The sequence below is a fragment of the Aquabacterium sp. genome (assembly GCF_029946005.1).
In the GTDB taxonomy this organism is placed as follows: Bacteria; Pseudomonadota; Gammaproteobacteria; order Burkholderiales; family Burkholderiaceae_C; genus Aquabacterium.
The window spans coordinates 277,843-297,097 of sequence record NZ_JAQSDR010000014.1 but is presented as its reverse complement, the minus strand read 5'-3'; the positions used below and the strand labels follow the sequence as shown (position 1 = coordinate 297,097).

The window sequence follows — 19,255 nt, the reverse complement described above, 5'->3', positions numbered from 1 at the left end:
CCGCCCGCCTGCGCCTCATCCCTGATCACCCCGCTGGTGGCGCAGCACGAAAAACAACCGTGGCACGCTACCAGCGGGGCGAACAAAGGGCTGGAGACCGGCCCAGCCTGCGCCCCGCGCTGCCCCACTACACTCTCTGCCCTGAACCATGAAGACCCGCATCACCACCCTCCTGGGCATTGAACACCCCATCGTCCTGCCCGGCATGACTTACGTCGCCGTGCCCGAACTGGTGGCCGCCGTCAGCAACGCAGGGGGCTTGGGCATCCTGGCCTCGGGAGGCTTGTCCGCCGAAGAATGCCGCCTTGCCATCCAGCAGGTGCGCGCCTTGACCGACAAGCCCTTCGGCGTGGGCTGCAGCCTGCTGCTGCCGGGTGCCACCGAATGCGCGCGGGTGGCCTTGCAAGAGCGCGTCCCCGTCATCAACGTGTCGATGGGCCGCGCTGAATGGGTGGTGCAAGGCGCCCATGCCTACGGTGGCAAGGTCATCGCCACGGTGTCCAACGAAAAGCACGCCCGTTCGGCCATCGACATGGGCGTCGATGGCCTGATCGTGACCGGCCATGAGGCCGCCGCGCATGGCGGCGCGGTGACCTCGTTGGTGCTCATACCCGCGGTGCGCGACATGACCGACCTGCCCATCATCGCGGCCGGTGGCTTTGCCGATGGCCGCGGCCTGGTGGCGGCGTTGGCATTGGGCGCGGATGCGGTGGCCATGGGCACACGCTTTGCTGCCTCGCGTGAGAGCGTGGTGCATGCCGCCACCAAGCAATTGATCATCGACAAACCGGCCGAGGACACCATTTACTCGACCAACTTCGACACCTACGGCTGTCGCGTCATGCACACGCCGGGTGGCCAGAAGTACACAGCACGGAGATTGGGGCCCGGGCTGGTCATCGCGCGGTCGTGGCGCGCAGCGCGAGAGCTCAACACGCCGCTGTGGCCTTTGATGCGCGATGCCTTGCGGCAAGGTCTGGTGGGCGCCATCAAGGTGGCCTACTTTGGCGCGGCCACCTTGGCAATGCGCAAAGCCATCCACCAAGGCGACCACGATGAAGGCGTGCAACTCATCGGGCAATCGCAAGGACTGGTGCATGACATGCCCACCGTGTTCGAAATCGTGGAGCGCGTGATGAGTCAAGCGGCAGACATCGTCAAAACACGGTTGGAACAAAGCTGAAACTTTTTTTGGGCTGGCACAACGCGGCGTTTCCTGCGAACATGCGAGGTATCAGGGCTCCTCGAAGAGGCACCGATGAATAATTCAGGTGAGTTGCGCCCGTCTCAAGCTTCAGAGACGGCGCATGGTGGTGTGGTGCGTTCACAGTTCGAACAACTGTTTTCTTTGGCCCCCGAGGCCTTGTTGGTGGCCGACGATCAAGGGCGACTCGTTAAATGGAACGAGGCCGCCGCGTTGATGTTCGGCCACGACGAGCAGACCATGCCGTCGCTGTGCATTGACGATTTTTTGCCAGAGCCTCAACGGCGGCCCATGGCCGCTCAGTCAGGCCGTGGCGTGAGCATGCCTGCCGGCAGCGAGATGCCGGCCGGTACCTTGTTCAAGGCCCAACGTCGCGACGGCGTCACATTCGACGCCGAGGTCAGCCTGGGTCCCATTGAGCTGGACGGACAGCTTTGCGTGATCGCCATCGTGCGCAACCAGACCGAGATGGTGTTGGCGCGTGAGCGGGCCGAAGCCGCCAAGCTGGCCAAGAGCACCTTCCTGGCCAACATGAGCCACGAGATCCGCACGCCGATGAACGCCATCATGGGCCTGACGCAGCTGATGCTGCTGGAGCACCCCACATCGCAGCAGCGCGATCGCCTGGGTCTGCTCATGAGCGCGGCCAAACACCTGCTGGGCATCATCGATGATGTGCTGGACTTGTCCAGGATCGAGGCGGGCAAGCTGTCTCTGCATCCGGTTGATTTCAAGCTGGACACCATGCTGGACACGGCCTGCGATGCGCTCGCCGAGAGCCTGCGCCGCAAAGGCTTGACGATGGACCGCCACATCGACCCAAGGGTGCCGGCGCTCTTGCATGGCGACCCTCAACGCATGCAGCAGATCCTGATCAACTACGGCAGCAATGCAGCCAAGTTCACCAGCGATGGGCATGTCAATCTGCGCGTCAAGTTGGTCGAGCAAAGCCCTTCCTGGGTGGTGGTGCGCTTCGAGGTTGAAGATACCGGCATGGGCGTGCCGCCCGAGCAGCAGCACCGCCTGTTCAACACCTTCGAGCAGGTGGACGGATCCATGACCCGGCGCCATGGCGGCCCTGGCCTGGGTTTGGCCATCAGCCGGCATCTGGCCAGGTTGATGGGCGGGGAGGTGGGCTGCACCAGCGAGCCTGGGCAAGGCAGCGTGTTCTGGTTCACGGCCCGTTTGAAGGTGGCTGATGCGGCAGCCTTGGCGCCCGAGCAGCATGCCTCGGCCAGCCACGGTGATCTGAAGTTGCGCTGCGAAGGCGCCCGGGTATTGTTGGTGGAAGACCAGGCCCTGGGCCGGCTGGTGGCGCACGACATGCTTCACTACATCGCGGGCATCGAGGCCGACACCGCCAATGACGGGCTGGAAGCCCTGGAGCGAGCCAAGGGGCAGTCGTATGACCTGATCCTGATGGACATGCAGATGCCCAACATGAATGGCATGGACGCGTCGCGCCACATCCGGGCCTTGCCTGGCCATGCCGCCACGCCCATCATCGGCCTCACGGCCAACGCCTTCAGTGAAGACCGCCAGCGTTGCCTTGACGCGGGCATGAATGAGCACCTGGCCAAGCCCTTGTCGGTGGAGGCCCTGACGGCAGTGCTCACGCGCTGGTTGACGGCACGCCCTTACTGCGCGTGAGCGCCTTTGCTGAGCGTTGACGCCGTCTGCGCATGCTTGCGGGCGGCCACCAGGGCCTTCCAGAAGCGTGCATCCTGGGAGCTGGCAAAGTTGATGCGCATCAGCGTGCTGGCCTGCCGTTGGGCATGGAACAGGGCCCCCGGCGCGATCAGCCAGCCAGCGTCCAGCATGGGCAGGGTGAGGCGTTCGGTGTCCACGCCCACATCCATCCAGCCGAACAGGCCTTGCGGCTGGGCCGCGAAATGGCAACCCGATTGCCGCGCCAACTGAAGGCAGCGGGCGCGGGCGACGTCCAGTTGCTGGATGACGCGTTCGCTGTGGCGGCGCAACTGGCCTTGCTCCAGGCACAGTGCCAGCGCTTGCTCCAGGATGGGCGGGGTGGTGAGCGTGGTGAGCAGCTTGGTGTTGATGATGCGGTCCACCAGGTGCGATGGCGCAGCGATGTAACCCACGCGCCAGCTTGGCGTCAGGATCTTTGAAAAGCTGCCCACCGAGATCGTGCGGCGCAACTCGTCCAGCACGCACAGGCGCGTGGCGTGGGCTGGCGCCAGATAGGCGTAGATGTCGTCCTCCAAGATGTGGAAGTCGTGCGCTTCGGCCAGGCGCAAAACCTGGTGGGCATGGCCCGGCGACAGCAGGGCGCTGGTGGGGTTGTGAAGCACCGACACGGTCACGTACAGCTTGGGGCGGTGGGCTTTGCAAAGGGCGTCCAGCACGGCCAGGTCAGGCCCATCGGGGCCGCGTGGCACTGGCAGCACACGCATGCCCATCTGGGCCAGCCGCGCGAACTCGATGGCCCAACCTGGGTCATCTACCAGCACGGCATCGCCCGCTTGCAGCAAGGTGCGCGACACCACGTCCAGCGCGTGTGTGGCGCCCACGGTGCTGATGATCTGGCCGGCATCCGTCTTCAAGCCAAACTCGCCGAGTTTGCGCGACACGGCCTCTCGAAACCGTGAATCGCCCGCAGGCTCGCCGTAGTGCAAGGTCAGTGGCAGCAGGCGATCGCCTTGGGTCACCTTGCGCAAAGCGGCGCCCAGCATGGCCGCGTCCAGCCAGGCCGGGGGCAAGGTGCCCAGGCCGGGCATGGGGTGGCTGCCCGGCTCGTGGAACATGCCTTTGATGAGCGTGGTGGCATCGATCGGCGTGCGGGGCTGGAATGGGTGGGGCGCTTTGGCGGCCTTGGATGGATTGGCAGCTTTGGCATGGCCCTGCGTCTGGCGCACGAAGAAACCGCGCTGGCGGTGCGATTCGATCAAGCCTTGCGCCAGCAGTTGGTCGTAGGCGGCCACCACGGTGTAGGGGCTGACGCCATGGGTCTGGGCGCAATCGCGCACCGACGGCAGGCGCGAGCCCGGCGCCAGCAAGTGCTGGCGAATGCGTTGGGCAAACCGTGCCACCAGTTGCTCAGTCAGGGTGAGGGCGCTGTCGCGGGTCAGGGGCGTGCTCATGGTCGGGGGGTGTGTTGGTGGTATGGCCAGTACAGATTGTTCAATGACATGGCTTTGTGTATTGGTCATGTGCTGGTCTGTGGCCCTAGAGTGCCACAGATGAACACCACCCCACAAGTCCTTGCCCGCCGCCCTGTGTTGGCAGCCTGGTCCGCCATGTCACCACGCTGGCTGGGCGCCTTGGCGGTGCTGTTGTTCGCCATGACCATCCCCATGACCCGGTTGGCCAATGGCTCGGTGGAGGCGCCTCAGTTGCCGCCGTTGTTCGTGGCGGTGGGGCGTGGGGCCATCGCCGGTTTGTTGGCCATGGTTTACCTGAGGGTGGTGCGCGCGGCCCGTCCTGCCAAGGCGCAGTGGCCATTGCTGGGCGCGGTGGTGCTGGGGGCCGTGCTGATTTTTCCGTTGTGCATGGGCTGGGCGGTGCGCGTGGTGCCTGCGGCGCACGCGGCCGTCATCGTCGGCTTGCTGCCTTTGTGCACGGCGGCGCTGGCCTCGTGGTGGTTGGGGCAAAGGCCGGGCTGGGCCTTCTGGCTGGCCGGGGCCCTGGGCAGCGCGCTGGTGTTGGTGTTCGCGCTGGGTGTGGCCCGCACTCATGGCGCCGACCATTGGGTGAGCGCTGATGCCTGGCTCGTGGTGGCCATGCTGGGCGCGTCATTGGCCTATGTGGCTGGGGCGGCCTTGTCCCGGCAAATGCCCGCGGCGCAGGCGATTTCATGGGCTTTGGTCGTGGCCTTGCCCATCACCTTGCCGATCGCTGCCTGGTCCTGGCCCAAGGCTGAGGTGAGCTGGCAGGCCTGGGGCGCCTTCGCTTATGTGGCCGTGATCTCGACCTGGCTGGGCTTCTTCGCGTGGTACGCCGCCCTGGCCCGCGATCCCATGCGCGTCAGCCAGTTGCAGTTGATGCAGCCTTTCACCTCCATCGCCTTGTCGGTGCTGGTGCTGCATGAGGCGGTTGATGCGTCGACTTGGCTGGTGGCCGGCGCGGTGTTGCTGGTAGTGATCTGGGGCCAGCGCGCGGCCCGGCCGATCCGCCATCACCCGTGAATGCCGCGCAGGCTGGTACGCTTGCACGATGTCTTCCACGCCCCTATTCGAACGCGAACTGGCCGAGCTGGCGCAAGCGCATTTGCTGCGCCACCGCCGCGAGGTCTCGCCCCTGTTGCCACCTGCCGACCTGTCGCCCGACCAAGAACATGTGCGCGGCACCACGTATGTGATCAACGGCCAGACGCGCCTGTCCTTTGGCAGCAACGATTACCTGGGCTTGTCACAACACCGCGCCCTGATCCTGGCGGCGCAGCAAGCTGCTGCGCGCTATGGCGTGGGGGCCACGGCCTCACCCTCGGTGTGCGGCCACAGCCCATCGCACGAGGCCTTGGAGCTGGAGTTGGCGGCCATGGTGGGTCTGCCGCGCGCCGTGTCTTTTGTGTCGGGCTACATGGCCAATGTGGGTGTGATTCCCGCGTTGGTGGGCCGGGGCGACGCGATCTTCTCGGATGCCTTGAACCACGCCTGCTTGATCGATGGTGCGCGTTTGTCGCGCGCCGAGGTGCAGGTGATGCCGCACGGTGACCTGGCCGCATTGGACGCCGCCTTGCAAGCCAGCACCGCCCGGCGCAAGCTGGTGCTCACCGACGCGGTGTTCAGCATGGACGGCAACATCGCCGATGTGCCCGCCTTGTTGGCCTTGTGCGAGCGCCACGACGCCTGGTTGATGCTCGACGATGCCCATGGCTTCGGCGTGTTGGGCGAGCATGGCGAAGGCACCTTGGCACATTGGGGCATCACCGGGCGCGATGGCGTGCAGCCTGAATGGCGAGGCCGCTTGCACCGCCTGATCTACATGGCCACCTTGGGCAAGGCCGCAGGCGTGGCAGGGGCCTTCGTGGCGGGCGAGCCCACGCTGATCGAATGGCTGGTGCAGAAGGCGCGCACCTACATGTTCGCCACGGCCGCCCCCGCCATGCTGACCGAGGCCGTGCGCGCCAGTCTGCGCGTGATCCAGGACGAGGGCGGGCGGCGCCAACACTTGGCCGAATTGCGTGACCGCTTGCGCACCGGCTTGAAGCTGCCCCCCGCCTGGCGCCTGATGCCATCCGAGACGGCCATCCAGCCCTTGATCATCGGCCGCAACGAAGATGCCTTGGCCGTGATGGCCCACCTGGATCGGCAAGGCCTGTGGGTGCCCGCCATCCGCCCGCCCACCGTGCCCGCCGGCACCGCCCGATTGCGCATTTCTTTGTCGGCGGCGCACACTTCTGCGCACGTCGATGCCTTGTGCCAGGCCCTGTCCGAGGCGGTCTGAGCTACGATGGCTTCAACAAGGAGTTTGACCATGGACACCCACAAACTGAAGACCGCGATGGCGCAATTGCAAAGCGAACTGGAGTCAGGCGGCAAGCTCGACCCTGAACTGCAGCAGTTGCTCAAGTCACTGGACAAGGACATTCAATCGGCCCTGGCCGCGAACGCACAACCCGCAGACGATCTGGTCTCCAGCCTGAACGAGCGCACCCAGGCCATCGATGCCCGCTTCTCGGCTGAGCACCCCTACCTGTCCACCACCCTGCGCGACGTCATGGACACGCTGGGCAAGATGGGGATCTGACCGACGAGCGGCCTCAGGCCACCAACACCTCGGCCCGCAATGAGTGCGGATAAGCCTGGGTGATGGTCACGTCGATCAACTGGCCGATCAGGCGGTCCATGTTCGGGCCGCCCGGGAAGTTGACGATGCGGTTGCACTCGGTGCGGCCCATCAACTCGGTGGCGTCTTTGCGGCTCGGGCCCTCCACCAAAATGCGCTGCGTCTTGCCCACCAGCGCTTCGCTGAAGCGCGTCACGTGCGTGTCCAGCACACCCTGCAAATGCTGCAAACGCTTGAGCTTCACATCTTGCGGCGTGGTGTCTTCCAGGTTGGCCGCTGGCGTGCCAGGGCGCGCGCTGAAGATGAAGCTGAACGAAGCGTCGAACTCCAGGTCGTGCACCAGCTTCATCATCTTGTCGAAGTCTTCATCCGTCTCGCCGGGGAAGCCGACGATGAAGTCCGATGACAGGCTGATGGTGGGCCGCACCAAACGCAGCTTGCGGATCGTGCTTTTGAATTCGAGCGAGGTGTAGCCGCGCTTCATCGCCATCAGGATGCGGTCTGAGCCGTGTTGCACGGGCAGGTGCACGTGGTTCACCAGCTTGTCGGTCTTGCCATAGACATCGATCAGGCGCTGCGAGAACTCATTAGGGTGGCTGGTGGTGTAGCGGATGCGCTCCACGCCGGGCATCTCGGCCACGTACTCCAGCAGCGTGGCGAAGTCGGCAACCTCGGTGGTGCCACCCATCGTGCCGCGGTAGCCATTCACGTTCTGGCCCAACAGCGTGATCTCTTTCACGCCCTGGTCGGCCAGGTCGGCCACCTCGGTCAGCACGTCTTCAAAGGGGCGCGAGACCTCTTCGCCGCGCGTGTAGGGCACCACGCAGTAGCTGCAGTACTTGGAGCAGCCTTCCATGATCGACACGTAGGCCGAGGCGCCTTCCTTGCGCGGCGGCGGCAGGTGGTCGAACTTCTCGATTTCAGGGAAGCTGATGTCCACCTGCGGGCGGCGCGAGCTGATGCGCTTGTCCAGCATGGCGGGCAGGCGGTGCAGCGTTTGCGGGCCAAACACCACGTCAACATAGGGCGCGCGCGCGATGATGGCCGCGCCTTCCTGGCTGGCCACGCAGCCGCCCACGCCGATCATCACGCCCTTGTCCTTCAAGTGCTTGACGCGTCCAAGGTCAGAGAAGACCTTCTCTTGCGCCTTCTCGCGGATTGAGCAGGTGTTGAACAGGATCAGGTCGGCCTGCTCGGGGTCGTTGGTGGGCTCATAGCCTTGGGCGGCATGCATGACGTCGGACATCTTGCCCGAGTCATATTCGTTCATCTGGCAGCCGTAGGTCTTGATGTAGACCTTCTTGGTCGCTTTGGTGGGGGTGGCGGTGTTGCTCATGGGGAAATGCTCAGGGCTTGGCCCAGGTCTGGCCGATGGGGTCGAAGGACCAGGTGGCGGCCTCCTGCGGGGTCTTGGGCCACAACTTCTTGATTTCTTCAGGGCGCAGCACCCACACGTCCTGCACCATTCCGTACTGCTCGACCGTGTAGTTGACGATCAGTTTCTCACCCGTGATGGCGCCCGACATGACCAACATCTGGTTAGGCCCCCGGATGCGCGACCCTGGCGACAAGCGGGCATCCTTGCCATTGAGCTTGATTTCGGGGGCGATGGTGACGAGCAACTCGCCACGCAAGGCGTTGGCGGGGAAGTTGCGCTGCACCTGCATTTGCGCAGACGCCAAAACGGGGACGGCCAGGGCCAGGGCGACCGAGGCCGCCAATAGACAGCGATGCATGGTTTAGATCCAGGGGCTGTGAATGAACCTTCGATTTTACAGCGCCGGGCGCCCCAGTGCACACGGATCTCGGTAAGATCAACGCCAAGCCAAGTCAACACTGGGAGGTAGCCTTGGGACTGCTCGATTTCATCAAGAAACAATTCGTCGACGTCATCGAATGGGCTGAGTCCACTGACGGCGTCCTGATGTGGCGCTACCCCTTCGAGGACCGCGAAATCCAGAACGGTGCGGTGCTGGTGGTGCGCGAATCCCAGGTGGCGCTGTTCGTCAACGAGGGCAAGATTGCCGACATGTTCGGGCCCGGTTCGCACAAGCTCACCACCCAGACCCTGCCCCTGCTCACCAACCTGAAGAACTGGGACAAGCTGTTCGCCTCGCCCTTCAAGAGCGACGTCTATTTCTTCAGCACCCGCCAGCAGCTTGACCTGCGCTGGGGTACCAGCCAACCCATCACCCTGCGCGACAAGGACTTCGGGGCCGTGCGCGTGCGCGCCTTCGGCAACTACAGCTGCCGCCTGGCCGATCCCCGCATCTTCCACACCGAGGTGGCCGGCACGCGCGACAGCTATTCGGTCGAAGACCTGGACGGCCAACTTCGTGGCGTGCTGATCCAGCACCTGAGCGATGCGGTGGCCGGCAGCGGCGTGCCATTCCTGGACCTGGCCGCCAACCAGATCGAATTCGCCAAGGCCCTGCAGGCCGCCACCACATCGGCCTTCGAAGACCTCGGCCTCAAGCTGGACAGCGTGACCGTGCAGAACGTGTCCCTGCCCGAAGAACTGCAAAAGGTCCTGGACCAGCGCATCGGCATGGGCATGGTCGGCGACAACATGGGCAAGTTCATCCAATACCAGACCGGGCAGGCCTTGCCAACGCTGGCTGCCTCCAGTGGCGGCGGCGGTGGCGTGGTTGGCGATGCCGCAGGCCTGGGCGCGGGGTTGGCTTTGGGCCAGGTCATGGCGCAGTCCATCCAGCAAGGTTTGCAGGGCGGGGCGCAGCCAGGCGGTGCACCTGCCCAGGAGAGCACCGGCATCCGCCCCGACGAGGTCATGGCCACGCTGGAGAAGCTGGCCGACCTGAAGGCCAAGGGCATCCTCACGGACGACGAGTTCTCGGCCAAGAAGGCGGAGTTGCTGAAAAAGCTGACGTGAGCGGTCGCGGCCTTTCGTGAGTCAAGAAGACGCGAAGTCTCAGCGCGCCTGGCGCGCCAACTGCTCGTTTTGCGGCGCCCCGGTCGAGTTCCGCTCGGCCGCCTCGCCCATGGCGGTGTGCAGCTATTGCCGCAGCACTTTGGTGCGCGATGGCGAGACCTTGCGCCGCATTGGCCAAAGCGCCGAGCTGTTCGATGACCACAGCCCTTTGCAACTGGGCGTCACCGGGCGCCATCAGGGCGAAGGCTTTGCCCTGATCGGGCGCCTGCAGATGGCCGCCGATGACGGCACCTGGAACGAATGGCATGCCCTGTTCGACAACGGCCGATCCGGCTGGCTGAGCGAGGACAACGGCGCCTACGTGCTGGGTTTTGACGCGGCCACCTCGGGTCAGCCCATCGCTTTCGACTGGACGAAGTCCCAGCCGGGCCAATCGGCCGTGATCGATGGCCGGGCCTGGAGCGTGGCGTCTGTGGTCCAGGCCAGCGTCAAGGCGGCCCAAGGCGAATTGGCCTTCCTGCCCGACTTCAAGCGCCGTCTGACCGTGGTCGAGCTGCGCAACCCGCAAGGCGAGGTCTTGTCGCTGGACACGCGCAGCGACCCGCCCACGCGCTCATTGGGCCGCGCCGTTCGCCTGCCAGACCTGGCCCTGGTCGGCCTGCGCGATGAACACGAAGGTTCGGTGTCCAAGGTGCAAGGCCAGGCCATGGCGTGCCCCAACTGCGGGGCCGCCTTGGCCCCCAAGCTGGACAGCACCAAATCCATCACCTGCGCATCCTGCCGGTCCGTGGTTGACCTCTCCAAGGGCCTGGGGGCCGACCTGGATTTCTACCGGCAGGACAACGCCCTGGCGCCCTTGATCCCGCTGGGCAGCACCGGTGTGCTCACCATTGATGGCAAGAAGGACAGCTGGCAGGTGGTGGGCTACCAGGAGCGCTGCGACGAGCCCGACAGCCAGGAAGAAGAGCAAACCTTCTGGCGCGAGTACCTGCTCTACAACCGGCGCCTGGGCTTTGCCTTCCTGGTGGATGCCGAAGATGGCTGGAGCGCCGTGCGGCCCATCACCGGCGCGCCCCTGGGTCGTGGCGACAAGGTTGAGTGGCAAGGCGTGAGCTACAAAAAGCGCTTTACCTACCCGGCCAAGACCACCTACGTGCTGGGCGAGTTCTTCTGGCGCGTCTACCGCGATCAGCGCACCTACAACACCGATTACGTGGGGCAGGGCAGCAACGCCAAAGCCCAACTCAACCGCGAGCAGACCGGCAACGAGGTCGTGTGGTCGGCGGGCAGCGCGCTGGAGGCCAACACCGTCATCGCCGCCTTCCGCATCAACCCGGCCGATGCCTCGCAGTTCCGACGGGGCTCGACCTTGCTGTCTCGGGCGTCGACCTCATCCTCGTGGAATGGCAACGTGTCGTCATGGCTCATCATCGGCATGGTCGTGCTGATGGTGCTCGTCATGTTCAGTTGTTCGGACGACTGCAGCGATGTGCGCCAGACTTATGGCTCGGCCAGCACCGAATACCAGCAGTGCAAATCGTCTCGGGGCAGTGGCGGCGGCCGTTACCACGGCGGTTCCTGGGGTGGCTACAGCAGCGGCGGTTCTCACAAATGACCAACAACCTTCAACCTTTGATGCCAGGAGAAAACCATGTTTGAACTTGAGTGGCTCAAGCCCGGTGTGTTCATCGGCTCCATCGTGTTCGCGCTGATCGGCGTGCTGGTGTTCTGGATCTGCTTCATCGTGGTGGACAAGCTCACCCCCTACGATCTTTGGGCCGAGATCATCGAGAAGAAAAACATCGCGCTGGCCATCGTGGTGGCGGCCATGTGCCTGTCCATCGGCATCATCGTGGCGGCGGCCATCCATGGTTGAAGCGCCATCGGCCACCCCGGCCGATGCCAAGGCGGTCGATGCCCGGATCTCACCCACCGAGCTGGTCCTGCTGACTTCGGTGTTCGTGGTGGCCGCTTGCGGCCTGGTCTACGAGCTGACGGCGGGCAGCCTGGCCAGCTACCTGTTGGGTGATTCCATCCTGCAGTTCTCCACCATCATCGGCACCTACCTGTTCGCCATGGGCGTCGGGTCATGGTTGTCGCGCTACCTGGTGCAGCACCTGGTCGCGCACTTCCTGCGCATCGAGTTGCTGGTGGGCTTGCTGGGCGGCCTGATGCCGGCAGCACTGTTCCTGGCGCATGGCAGCTTGCCCGCCAGCGCGGTGGGCGCCTTCCGCGTCTTGCTGTACGGCCTGGTCTTGCTGGTGGGCATCTTGGTCGGCCTGGAGATCCCCCTGGTGATGCGCATCTTGCAGCGCCATTTCCGGGGGCGCTATGGCCTGAAAGACCTGGTCTCGCAGGTCCTGACCTTCGACTACCTGGGCGCGCTCCTGGTGTCCATCGCCTTTCCCTTGCTGCTGGTGCCGCACCTGGGTTTGATCCGCACCGGCGCCTTGTTCGGCCTGCTCAATGTGGCGGTGGCCGTGTGGGCCCTGCTGCTGTTTCGCAGCGAACTGCGTTCGTGGGGCGCACACGCCTTGGCGTGTGCCTTGTGCGTGCTGACCTTGGGCGCGCTCATGTGGGGCGCGCAACCTTTGACCACCTGGGCCGAAGACCGCTTCTATGGCGAACCCATCACCCACCGCCTCGACACCCCTTATCAACGCGTGGTGGTGACGCAAGGCCACGCGGGCACCCGCCTGTTCCTCAATGGCAATCTGCAATTCCATTCGCGTGACGAGTACCGTTACCACGAGGCCCTGGTGCACCCGGCCATGAGTGCTCATGGCGCGCCCCGCCGCGTGTTGGTGTTGGGCGGCGGCGATGGCATGGCCGTGCGTGAAGTGCTCAAGTACCCCAGCGTTCAGCAGGTCACCTTGGTTGAGTTGGACCCGGCCATGACCACCCTCTTCAGCACCGACGAGCAGCTCGTCAAGCTCAACCACTCGTCATTGCGTTCACCCAAGGTGCGCGTCGTCAACGCCGATGCCTTCACCTGGCTGGACACGCACGAGGAAGTCTTCGATGTCATCGTGGTGGATTTTCCCGATCCCACCAACCACGCCATTGGCAAGCTCTACACCAGCACCTTCTACGCGCTGATGGACCGGCACCTGTCGGCCAGCGGCTACGCGGTCATCCAGACCACCTCGCCCCTGATCGCCCGCAAGAGTTACTGGACCGTGGTGAGCACACTGGAGGCTGTGGGTTTGCAGGCCACGCCTTACCACGCCCATGTGCCCAGCTTCGGCGAATGGGGCTTCGTGATCGCGCACCACCGGCCCTGGCGTGTTCCAACCAACTTGCCTGCGGGTCTGAAGTTCTTGACCGTGCCGGGCCTGCCGTCTTTGCAAGACTTCCCCCCCGACATGAGCCGCGTCCAGGCCGAACCCAACCGCCTGAGCAGCCAGGTGCTGGTGCAGACCTTCGAAGAAGAATGGGGCAAGGTGCACCAATGAGCGGGTTGGGCCGCAGTACCCGCCGGGCATGGCTTGGTGGTGCCGCAGCGGTGGGCCTGGCGGGATGCCGCCGCTGGTCGGCCGGGACGGGCCTGGCCACCGCAGGCCCGCTTTTGCGGCCCGAGGTGGAAGGCGGATGGGTGGGCGCCCACCTAGACCGTGGCCACGCCTGGCGCGATGGTCTGGGCAAATCGTCGTCGGCCACACCCGACCAGACCCGCCGCGTGCACACCTTGATCGTGGGCGCGGGCGTGGCGGGTTTGTCGGCCGCTCGCGGGCTGCAGCAGGTCGGCATCGACGACTTCGCGGTGCTGGACCTGGAAGACGAGGCGGGCGGCAATTCGCGCGGTCACAGCATCCACGGCCTGCCATGCCCCTTGGGCGCGCACTACCTGCCCGTGCCCGGCCCCGCTGCCGTGGAAGTGGCCCAGTGGCTGGAAGAAATCGGCGTGATCCGCCAGGTGCAGGGCCGCTGGCAAGGCGATGAGCGCTACCTGTGCCACAGCCTGCAAGAGCGCCTGTTCGTGCCCGATGTCCGCCAGGACTACCCACCCGGCGTGCAAGCCGGGCACTGGCAGGAGGGCCTCTTGCCCATGCCAATGGCCGAATCGCCAGACGCCGCCAAGACCCAGGCCCAGTACCAGCGCTTTTCTCAAGAAGTGGCCCATGCCGCCCGACAGTGGCCCTTCGCCATGCCCACGGCCCACGCCCCCTGGCACCCTGGCCTCGATGCCCTGGACCGCCAGACCTTCGCCCAATGGCTGGATGCCCAGGGCTTGGATGCCACCGCCTTGCGCTGGTACCTGGACTACGCCTGCCGCGACGACTATGGTGCCGGCATCCACCAGGTCTCGGCCTGGGCGGGCTTGCAGTACTTCGCCAGTCGGCACGGCTTTGACGCACCAGGCGCCAGCCGCGGGCAGCACGATGCCGTCTTGACCTGGCCCCAGGGCAACGCCTGGCTGACGCAGCGCCTGGCCCAGGGCTTGGGTGATCGCTGGCAGGCGGGCCTGATGGCCACCCGCATCCAGCCCGGCCGACACGAGGTCCAGGTCGATGCGCTGGACACCCGATCAGGCCGCCGTGTCCGCTGGGTGGTCAAGAAGGTGGTGGTGGCGGTGCCTTTGTTCATCGCAGCCCGGCTGATCGATCCCATCCCACCGGCTTTGAAGGCCTTGGCGCCCTTGTTGCGATACGCCCCCTGGTTGGTCAGCAACCTTTGGCTGAAAGAGCCGCTGCAGGACCGTCCCGGGGCGCCAATGGCTTGGGACAACGTCCGCCAGCTCATCACGCCCCAGTTGCCCGCCAATGCCCAGGAGCCAGCTTTGGGCTATGTCAACGCCCGGCATCAAAGCCTGGCCCCCACGCCCGGCCCCATGCTGCTCACGCATTACTGGGCCTTAGGCGGTCAAAGCCCGCAAGCCCTGGCAAATCACAGGCAACGCCTGGCGCGCCAACCCTGGCAAACGTGGGCGCAAAACGTGCTGGACGACCTGTCGCCAGTGCACCCTGACCTGCCTGGCAAGCTGGGCCGCATCGACCTGATGCGGTGGGGCCACGCCATGGTCATCCCCACGCCAGGCCTGCGTGGTCACCCCGCACTGGCAGCCTTGGCCCAGCCCCAGGGGCTGCTGCACTTCGCGCACAGCGACCTCTCGGCCTACTCGGTGTTCGAAGAAGCCTTCACCAGGGGCGCATTCGCGGCTCGGGCCATTGGGGCCAAGAAAAACCGCCCTGGGTGAGGGCGGTTTGAGTGGGCATGGGGTGGATGGCCTTAGCCTGCTTTTCCGCGCCGACGCACGGCCACGCCCATGGCCAGCAGGCCTACGCCAAACATGGCGTAGGTTGAGGGCTCTGGGAATGGTGGGATGCAGTCCAGGCAAGCTACCCGGAACACGCCTTCAGCCTGGGTGCTGCCCCAATTGGACGTGCGCACCAGGATGGCAACCGGGTCGGTGGCTGCGGTAGACAGACCTAGGTCGGCCAGGATCACGGTGGCCGTGTTGCCATTCATGCGCAGGCTACCCGCCAGGCTGCCGCTGGCATGGGCGGACACTGTGTAATCGACGTAGCCGTCGATCAAGATGTTGCCTTGGGTGCCGCCGATAACGCCAGGAACGTCGGCGGTGAAGATGGCTTGCTTGCCGTAATTCACCAAGGCGCCATTGCCAAGGCGTGAGTAAAGGTCGGCGAAGATGGTCGATGTGCTCAGGTTGACGTCGAAATTGGCCATGAAGATTGAGCGCGTCGTTAGGGTGTCGTCGTCATTGAAGACCGTGCGGCGGATGTTCACGAACGAGTTGGCGGCCCGCAGGGAGTTCACGGTGTCACCCGTGACGATGGCGCTGTTGAACGCCAGGCTGACATTGCCCGTGGCTTTGGTGTACAGGGCCGTGTTGGTGGCGCCGCTGATGTCCAGTCCTGCGATGGTGGGCACTGTTCCAACGGTCACAACGCTGGAACCCGATGCGCTCAGGGCTGACAATGCGTCACCAGAGAACGTCAGGCCACCCGTGCCTGAGGCCAGTTCCCACATCCCTGCAAATGGGGTTGCGCTGGTCGCGCTCGCTGCCAGCAATGCGGCGGCGGCAGAGAAAATGCACTTGAATGTCAAATTCATGGAATCCTCCTGATTTCATCGTTGATGGTAGAGGGATCCTCGTTATCGCAAGGAGCCTCATCTCTCTGCCCTTGATGGGCCATCAAATTTTAGGCAGACAGGAATCCTTTGTCCCTAGGGTCGGCCCCTCGGTGCGAGGATGAGTTCGGAGTGCATCGGCCACAAAAAAGCCGCCCTGGTGGGCGGCCGGTTGGAGCTGGTTCGATCAGGCCTTGATGAGGCGGCGGCGCGTGGCAGCGATGCCGACCAAGCCCATTGCCATCAGGGCGTAGGTAGAAGGTTCAGGAACCGCAGGTGCCGTGAAGGTCCCTGCCGCGTTGGTCGTTCCCCAGTTGGCGGTACGAACAAGGATGGCGACAGGGTCAGTGGCTGCAGTCGAGAGGTTCAGTGCAGTCAGGATGTTGGTCGCCGTCGTGCCATTCATGCGCAAGCTACCAGCCAGGCTGCCGCTGGCATGACCGGTGGCGATGCCGCCCGACACACCATCAACCACGATGTTGCCCAGTGTGCCGCCAATGACGCCAGGGACGTCGGCCGTGAAGATGGCTTGCTTGCCGTAGGTCACCAAGGCGCCGGCATCGGTGCGCGAGTACAGGTTCGCGTAAATCGTTGAGTTGCTCAGGTTAACGTCGAAGTTAGCCATGTAGATGTTGTACTGGCTGATTGAGCCGTCATCGTTGAACACCGAGCGGCGGATGTTCACCAGAGAGTTGGCGGCCTGCAAGGTCGTGAGCGTGTCGCCCACGCCCGTGGCATTGTTGAATGCCAAGCTGACGTTGCCGGTGGCTTTGGTGTACACAGCCGTGTTGACAGCACCAGCGCCTGGCAAACCAGGAACGGTGGGGACGGTAGCAGCCGTCAGGATGCTGGAACCAGAAGCGCTCAGGGCTGACAGCGCGTCAGCCGAGAAGGTCAAACCGCCAGTGCCAGTGCCCGCGTTCCAGACGTAGCCGGAGGCTGCGGAGGCAGCGCCAGCGGCCATGAAAGCGGCGATGGCCAAGATGCTTTTAGATGCGAATTTCATGTGTAGGGCTCCGTTAAGGCTGTCGAGGCAACTGAAAGCCTCGGCGATGGGATCATTTTAGGGGCGACCTGGCCTGTGGGGCGTAAGGCTTCCCCTAACAGGGTTAATAGCGTATTTCCGGCATGGAAAAAAGCCGCCCTGGTACCAGGGCGGCTTTGCTCAAAATCCGGCCGAAACCGGATTCAAGACCAATCAGGCAGCCTTGCGACGGCGAGCCATGGCGCCCACGGCCAGCAGGCCAGCGCCCAACAGAGCGTAGCTTGTAGGCTCAGGAACGGGGGCCGTGAAATTGCCGCCAGCTTGGGTGGTGCCCCAGTTGGCGGTGCGGACCAGGATAGCGACCGGGTCAGTGGCGGAGGTCGACAGGCCCAGGGACGTCAGGATGGTGTCAGCCGTGCCAGCGTTCATGCGCAGGCTGCCAGCCAAGCTGCCGCTTGCTTGGCCGTAGGCCAAAGGAGGAACCACTGAAGTCACTTCAATGTTGCCTTGGGTGCCGCCCACGACGCCAGGAACGTCAGCCGTGAAGATGGCTTGCTTGCCGTAGCTGACCAGAGCACCAGCGTCAGTGCGCGAGTACAGGTTGGCGAAAATCGTGGAGTTGCTCAGGTTGACGTCGAAGTCAGCCATGAACACGCTGCGGGTGGTCGTCGTTTCGTCGTCGTTGAACGTGGTGCGGCGGATTTGCACCAGCGAGTTGGCGGCTTGCAGCGAGGTCAATGCGTCACCAGCGATGGTGGCTGCGTTGAACGTCAGGCTGACGTTGCCGGTGGCCTTGGTGTAGACCGCCGTGTTGGCAGCGCCCGTGCCTGGCAGGCCGGCGATGTTGGGGATGGTGGCAGCGGTGATCACGCTGGAGCCGGAAGCGCTCAGGGCCGACAGAGCATCAGCCGAGAAAGTCAGACCGCCCGAACCGGAGACCACGCTCCAGGTGCCAGCGTAAGGGGTGGCAGCGCTGGCAACACCAGCAGCCACGAATGCAGCCGTGGCCACCAAAGTCTTCAATGCAAATTTCATTTAATTTCTCCACTGTGAATACGGTCTTTTTTCGATGATTCCTCAACGTCAAAAAGGCGACCGGCTGACCTCATCGACCGTTGCACTCTAGCGATGACTTGAGAGGGCGCCTATAGGGTTCTACCGATTGTGTAACCGTTTTCCAGGGGAACTACTTAGTTTTCCTCGGTGCACAAATTCACGCTGTGGCATTTTGAAACAAAAGAATGCTCAATTCTGCGCATTACGCGGCACTTCCTGCACTTGACAACGGCTTGGTTTGAACGCTTCGCGCAGTTGATGCACCACTTGGTGTGCAGCCGTTGAGCTGTCGCTGTGTCGATTGCAGACGAACACATCCAGGGTGACGACGCCTGATTCGGGCCAGGTGTGCACGGCCAGGTGCGACTCGGCCAGCAAGACCATGCCTGTGACACCTCCGGCCTGCTCGGGGCCCGCCGCCGGAAACGCATGGAAGCATTGGCCCACCGCTTTCAGGCCCGCCAGGGCGACGATGCTGAGGCAACGCTGTTGCAGCACATTCACCTCAGTCATCAAAGGGTTTTGAGCTGAGCAGCCTTGCAGATCTGCTGTCAGGTGCAAGCCCTGCATCATCCCAACTCCGCCAATCGCGCAGGCGTACCGACATCGACCCACTGCCCCGCATGAACTTCGGCGCTCAGGCGGCCGTGGTCAATGGCCCTGTCCAGGTATGGGCGCAGCGCGGCCCGACTGCCTGCCACGACCTCCCCCACCAGCGCTGCTCGGTACAGGCCGATGGTGGAGTAGGTCCAGCAAGGTGTGGCGGGAGGCGCGCTGTCTTTGCGCAGCACCCGACCTTCGGGCGACAAGGCGAAGTCGCCGCCCGGGTTGTGCTGTGGGTTGCTCACCATCCACAAGTGCGCCCAGTCTGTGCCTTTGGTGAAGCATTGCGCCGCTTCATCATCGAATCGAAAGTCCGGGGCGAAGACGTCGCCGGCCAGGACCCAGAAGGCGTTGCCCAGTCGGGGCAAGGCTTTGGCGATGCCGCCCGCGGTTTCCAGGGCGCCGCCATGGTCGCGGCCTTCCATGGAGTATTGAAGGTGCAGGCCCCAGCGGGAGCCATCGCCCAAAGTGGCTGGGAATTGATCTTCGAGCCAGGCTGTGTTGATCACCACCTCGCGCACCCCATCGCGGGCCAGGGCTTCAAGGTGCCATTCAATCAACGGTTTGCCACGGACCTTGAGCAAAGGTTTGGGGGTGCGGTCCGTCAAGGGGCGCATGCGTTCGCCGCGTCCGGCGGCCAGGATGAGAGCGGGCAGGGTCATGAGGGTTCGGTGTG

Annotated in this window: 18 protein-coding genes; 10 read left to right on the top strand and 8 right to left on the bottom strand. The window is 64.3% G+C overall.

All coding sequences use genetic code 11. The features are described 5' to 3' along the window. Positions 1-148 precede the first annotated feature (148 nt). Positions 149-1,183 carry a nitronate monooxygenase gene (locus PSV38_RS11350; RefSeq protein WP_300547465.1) on the top strand — a complete coding sequence of 345 codons (1,035 nt, stop codon included), beginning with the start codon at positions 149-151 and terminating at the stop codon, positions 1,181-1,183. A 75-nt stretch (positions 1,184-1,258) separates the two neighbouring features. Continuing rightward, positions 1,259-2,854, top strand: coding sequence for a response regulator (locus PSV38_RS11345; RefSeq protein WP_300547463.1), 1,596 nt, complete (start codon positions 1,259-1,261; stop codon positions 2,852-2,854). Here the strand turns inward: PSV38_RS11345 and PSV38_RS11340 are convergent. Continuing rightward, a complete protein-coding gene (locus tag PSV38_RS11340) occupies positions 2,842-4,305 on the bottom strand; it encodes a PLP-dependent aminotransferase family protein (RefSeq protein WP_300547462.1) in 1,464 nt (487 codons plus the stop codon). The two genes, PSV38_RS11345 and PSV38_RS11340, sit on opposite strands and share 13 nt — an antisense overlap. Before the next feature lie 99 nt (positions 4,306-4,404). Between PSV38_RS11340 and PSV38_RS11335 the strand changes: the two genes are divergently transcribed. Genes PSV38_RS11335 through PSV38_RS11325 form a run of 3 tightly spaced genes read left to right on the top strand, consistent with a single transcriptional unit; the run spans position 4,405 to position 6,913 of the window. Beyond that, positions 4,405-5,349, top strand: a complete 945-nt coding sequence (locus PSV38_RS11335; protein ID WP_300547460.1) for a DMT family transporter — start codon at positions 4,405-4,407, stop codon at positions 5,347-5,349. Positions 5,350-5,377: 28 nt separating this feature from the next. Beyond that, the gene (bioF, locus tag PSV38_RS11330; protein ID WP_300547458.1) at positions 5,378-6,610 is read left to right on the top strand and encodes an 8-amino-7-oxononanoate synthase; all 1,233 of its coding nucleotides are present in this window, start codon (positions 5,378-5,380) and stop codon (positions 6,608-6,610) included. Between the two features lie 30 nt (positions 6,611-6,640). After that, on the top strand, positions 6,641-6,913 hold the full coding sequence (locus tag PSV38_RS11325) for a DUF4404 family protein (RefSeq protein ID WP_300547456.1): 273 nt from the start codon (positions 6,641-6,643) through the stop codon (positions 6,911-6,913). 13 nt (positions 6,914-6,926) lie between these two features. Here the strand turns inward: PSV38_RS11325 and miaB are convergent, their stop codons facing one another. Together miaB and PSV38_RS11315 are read right to left on the bottom strand one after the other, a co-directional pair. Further along, a complete protein-coding gene (gene miaB, locus PSV38_RS11320) occupies positions 6,927-8,288 on the bottom strand; it encodes a tRNA (N6-isopentenyl adenosine(37)-C2)-methylthiotransferase MiaB (protein ID WP_300547454.1) in 1,362 nt (453 codons plus the stop codon). A 10-nt stretch (positions 8,289-8,298) separates the two neighbouring features. Next, entirely contained in the window at positions 8,299-8,688 is a 390-nt protein-coding gene (locus tag PSV38_RS11315; protein WP_300547451.1) for a hypothetical protein, read from the bottom strand. A gap of 113 nt (positions 8,689-8,801) precedes the next feature. Here PSV38_RS11315 and PSV38_RS11310 point away from each other — a divergent pair, with 113 nt between their 5' ends. From PSV38_RS11310 to PSV38_RS11290, 5 genes are read left to right on the top strand one after another with little or no spacing between them, the layout of a single operon-like run. Continuing rightward, positions 8,802-9,842: an SPFH domain-containing protein gene (locus PSV38_RS11310; RefSeq protein WP_300547450.1), complete on the top strand. Its 1,041-nt coding sequence runs from the start codon at positions 8,802-8,804 to the stop codon at positions 9,840-9,842. A gap of 16 nt (positions 9,843-9,858) precedes the next feature. Then, positions 9,859-11,457, top strand: coding sequence for a DUF4178 domain-containing protein (locus tag PSV38_RS11305; RefSeq protein ID WP_300547448.1), 1,599 nt, complete (start codon positions 9,859-9,861; stop codon positions 11,455-11,457). Between the two features lie 36 nt (positions 11,458-11,493). Further along, complete coding sequence (locus PSV38_RS11300; protein WP_300547446.1) at positions 11,494-11,718, top strand: DUF350 domain-containing protein; 225 nt, start codon at positions 11,494-11,496, stop codon at positions 11,716-11,718. Next, the gene (locus PSV38_RS11295) at positions 11,711-13,297 is read left to right on the top strand and encodes a polyamine aminopropyltransferase (RefSeq protein ID WP_300547444.1); all 1,587 of its coding nucleotides are present in this window, start codon (positions 11,711-11,713) and stop codon (positions 13,295-13,297) included. The genes PSV38_RS11300 and PSV38_RS11295 overlap by 8 nt, the downstream gene beginning before the upstream one ends. Next, positions 13,294-15,039, top strand: a complete 1,746-nt coding sequence (locus PSV38_RS11290) for an FAD-dependent oxidoreductase (protein ID WP_300547442.1) — start codon at positions 13,294-13,296, stop codon at positions 15,037-15,039. Before PSV38_RS11295 ends, PSV38_RS11290 begins: the two co-directional genes overlap by 4 nt. A 32-nt stretch (positions 15,040-15,071) precedes the next feature. Here the strand turns inward: PSV38_RS11290 and PSV38_RS11285 are convergent, their stop codons facing one another. The 5 genes from PSV38_RS11285 to murU all read right to left on the bottom strand — a co-directional run bounded on the left by PSV38_RS11285 (position 15,072) and on the right by murU (position 19,241). Further along, positions 15,072-15,917: a PEP-CTERM sorting domain-containing protein gene (locus PSV38_RS11285; protein ID WP_300547441.1), complete on the bottom strand. Its 846-nt coding sequence runs from the start codon at positions 15,915-15,917 to the stop codon at positions 15,072-15,074. A gap of 205 nt (positions 15,918-16,122) precedes the next feature. Beyond that, entirely contained in the window at positions 16,123-16,941 is an 819-nt protein-coding gene (locus PSV38_RS11280; protein ID WP_300547439.1) for a PEP-CTERM sorting domain-containing protein, read from the bottom strand. A gap of 192 nt (positions 16,942-17,133) precedes the next feature. Further along, positions 17,134-17,955 carry a PEP-CTERM sorting domain-containing protein gene (locus tag PSV38_RS11275; protein ID WP_300547437.1) on the bottom strand — a complete coding sequence of 274 codons (822 nt, stop codon included), beginning with the start codon at positions 17,953-17,955 and terminating at the stop codon, positions 17,134-17,136. 210 nt (positions 17,956-18,165) lie between these two features. Next, entirely contained in the window at positions 18,166-18,546 is a 381-nt protein-coding gene (gene speD / locus PSV38_RS11270) for an adenosylmethionine decarboxylase (RefSeq protein WP_300547435.1), read from the bottom strand. Then, the gene (gene murU / locus PSV38_RS11265) at positions 18,546-19,241 is read right to left on the bottom strand and encodes an N-acetylmuramate alpha-1-phosphate uridylyltransferase MurU (protein WP_300547434.1); all 696 of its coding nucleotides are present in this window, start codon (positions 19,239-19,241) and stop codon (positions 18,546-18,548) included. Before murU ends, speD begins: the two co-directional genes overlap by 1 nt. Between the last annotated feature and the right edge of the window lie 14 nt (positions 19,242-19,255).

Excerpts from the sequence above, each read along its gene's own strand:
- PSV38_RS11350 (WP_300547465.1), top strand. The coding sequence starts at position 149 with ATGAAGACCCGCATCACCACCCTCCTGGGCATTGAACACCCCATCGTC.
- PSV38_RS11345 (WP_300547463.1), top strand. The coding sequence starts at position 1,259 with ATGAATAATTCAGGTGAGTTGCGCCCGTCTCAAGCTTCAGAGACGGCG.
- PSV38_RS11340 (WP_300547462.1), bottom strand. The coding sequence starts at position 4,305 with ATGAGCACGCCCCTGACCCGCGACAGCGCCCTCACCCTGACTGAGCAA.
- PSV38_RS11335 (WP_300547460.1), top strand. The coding sequence starts at position 4,405 with ATGAACACCACCCCACAAGTCCTTGCCCGCCGCCCTGTGTTGGCAGCC.
- bioF (WP_300547458.1), top strand. The coding sequence starts at position 5,378 with ATGTCTTCCACGCCCCTATTCGAACGCGAACTGGCCGAGCTGGCGCAA.
- PSV38_RS11325 (WP_300547456.1), top strand. The coding sequence starts at position 6,641 with ATGGACACCCACAAACTGAAGACCGCGATGGCGCAATTGCAAAGCGAA.
- miaB (WP_300547454.1), bottom strand. The coding sequence starts at position 8,288 with ATGAGCAACACCGCCACCCCCACCAAAGCGACCAAGAAGGTCTACATC.
- PSV38_RS11315 (WP_300547451.1), bottom strand. The coding sequence starts at position 8,688 with ATGCATCGCTGTCTATTGGCGGCCTCGGTCGCCCTGGCCCTGGCCGTC.
- PSV38_RS11300 (WP_300547446.1), top strand. The coding sequence starts at position 11,494 with ATGTTTGAACTTGAGTGGCTCAAGCCCGGTGTGTTCATCGGCTCCATC.
- PSV38_RS11295 (WP_300547444.1), top strand. The coding sequence starts at position 11,711 with ATGGTTGAAGCGCCATCGGCCACCCCGGCCGATGCCAAGGCGGTCGAT.
- PSV38_RS11290 (WP_300547442.1), top strand. The coding sequence starts at position 13,294 with ATGAGCGGGTTGGGCCGCAGTACCCGCCGGGCATGGCTTGGTGGTGCC.
- PSV38_RS11285 (WP_300547441.1), bottom strand. The coding sequence starts at position 15,917 with ATGAATTTGACATTCAAGTGCATTTTCTCTGCCGCCGCCGCATTGCTG.
- PSV38_RS11280 (WP_300547439.1), bottom strand. The coding sequence starts at position 16,941 with ATGAAATTCGCATCTAAAAGCATCTTGGCCATCGCCGCTTTCATGGCC.
- PSV38_RS11275 (WP_300547437.1), bottom strand. The coding sequence starts at position 17,955 with ATGAAATTTGCATTGAAGACTTTGGTGGCCACGGCTGCATTCGTGGCT.
- speD (WP_300547435.1), bottom strand. The coding sequence starts at position 18,546 with ATGCAGGGCTTGCACCTGACAGCAGATCTGCAAGGCTGCTCAGCTCAA.
- murU (WP_300547434.1), bottom strand. The coding sequence starts at position 19,241 with ATGACCCTGCCCGCTCTCATCCTGGCCGCCGGACGCGGCGAACGCATG.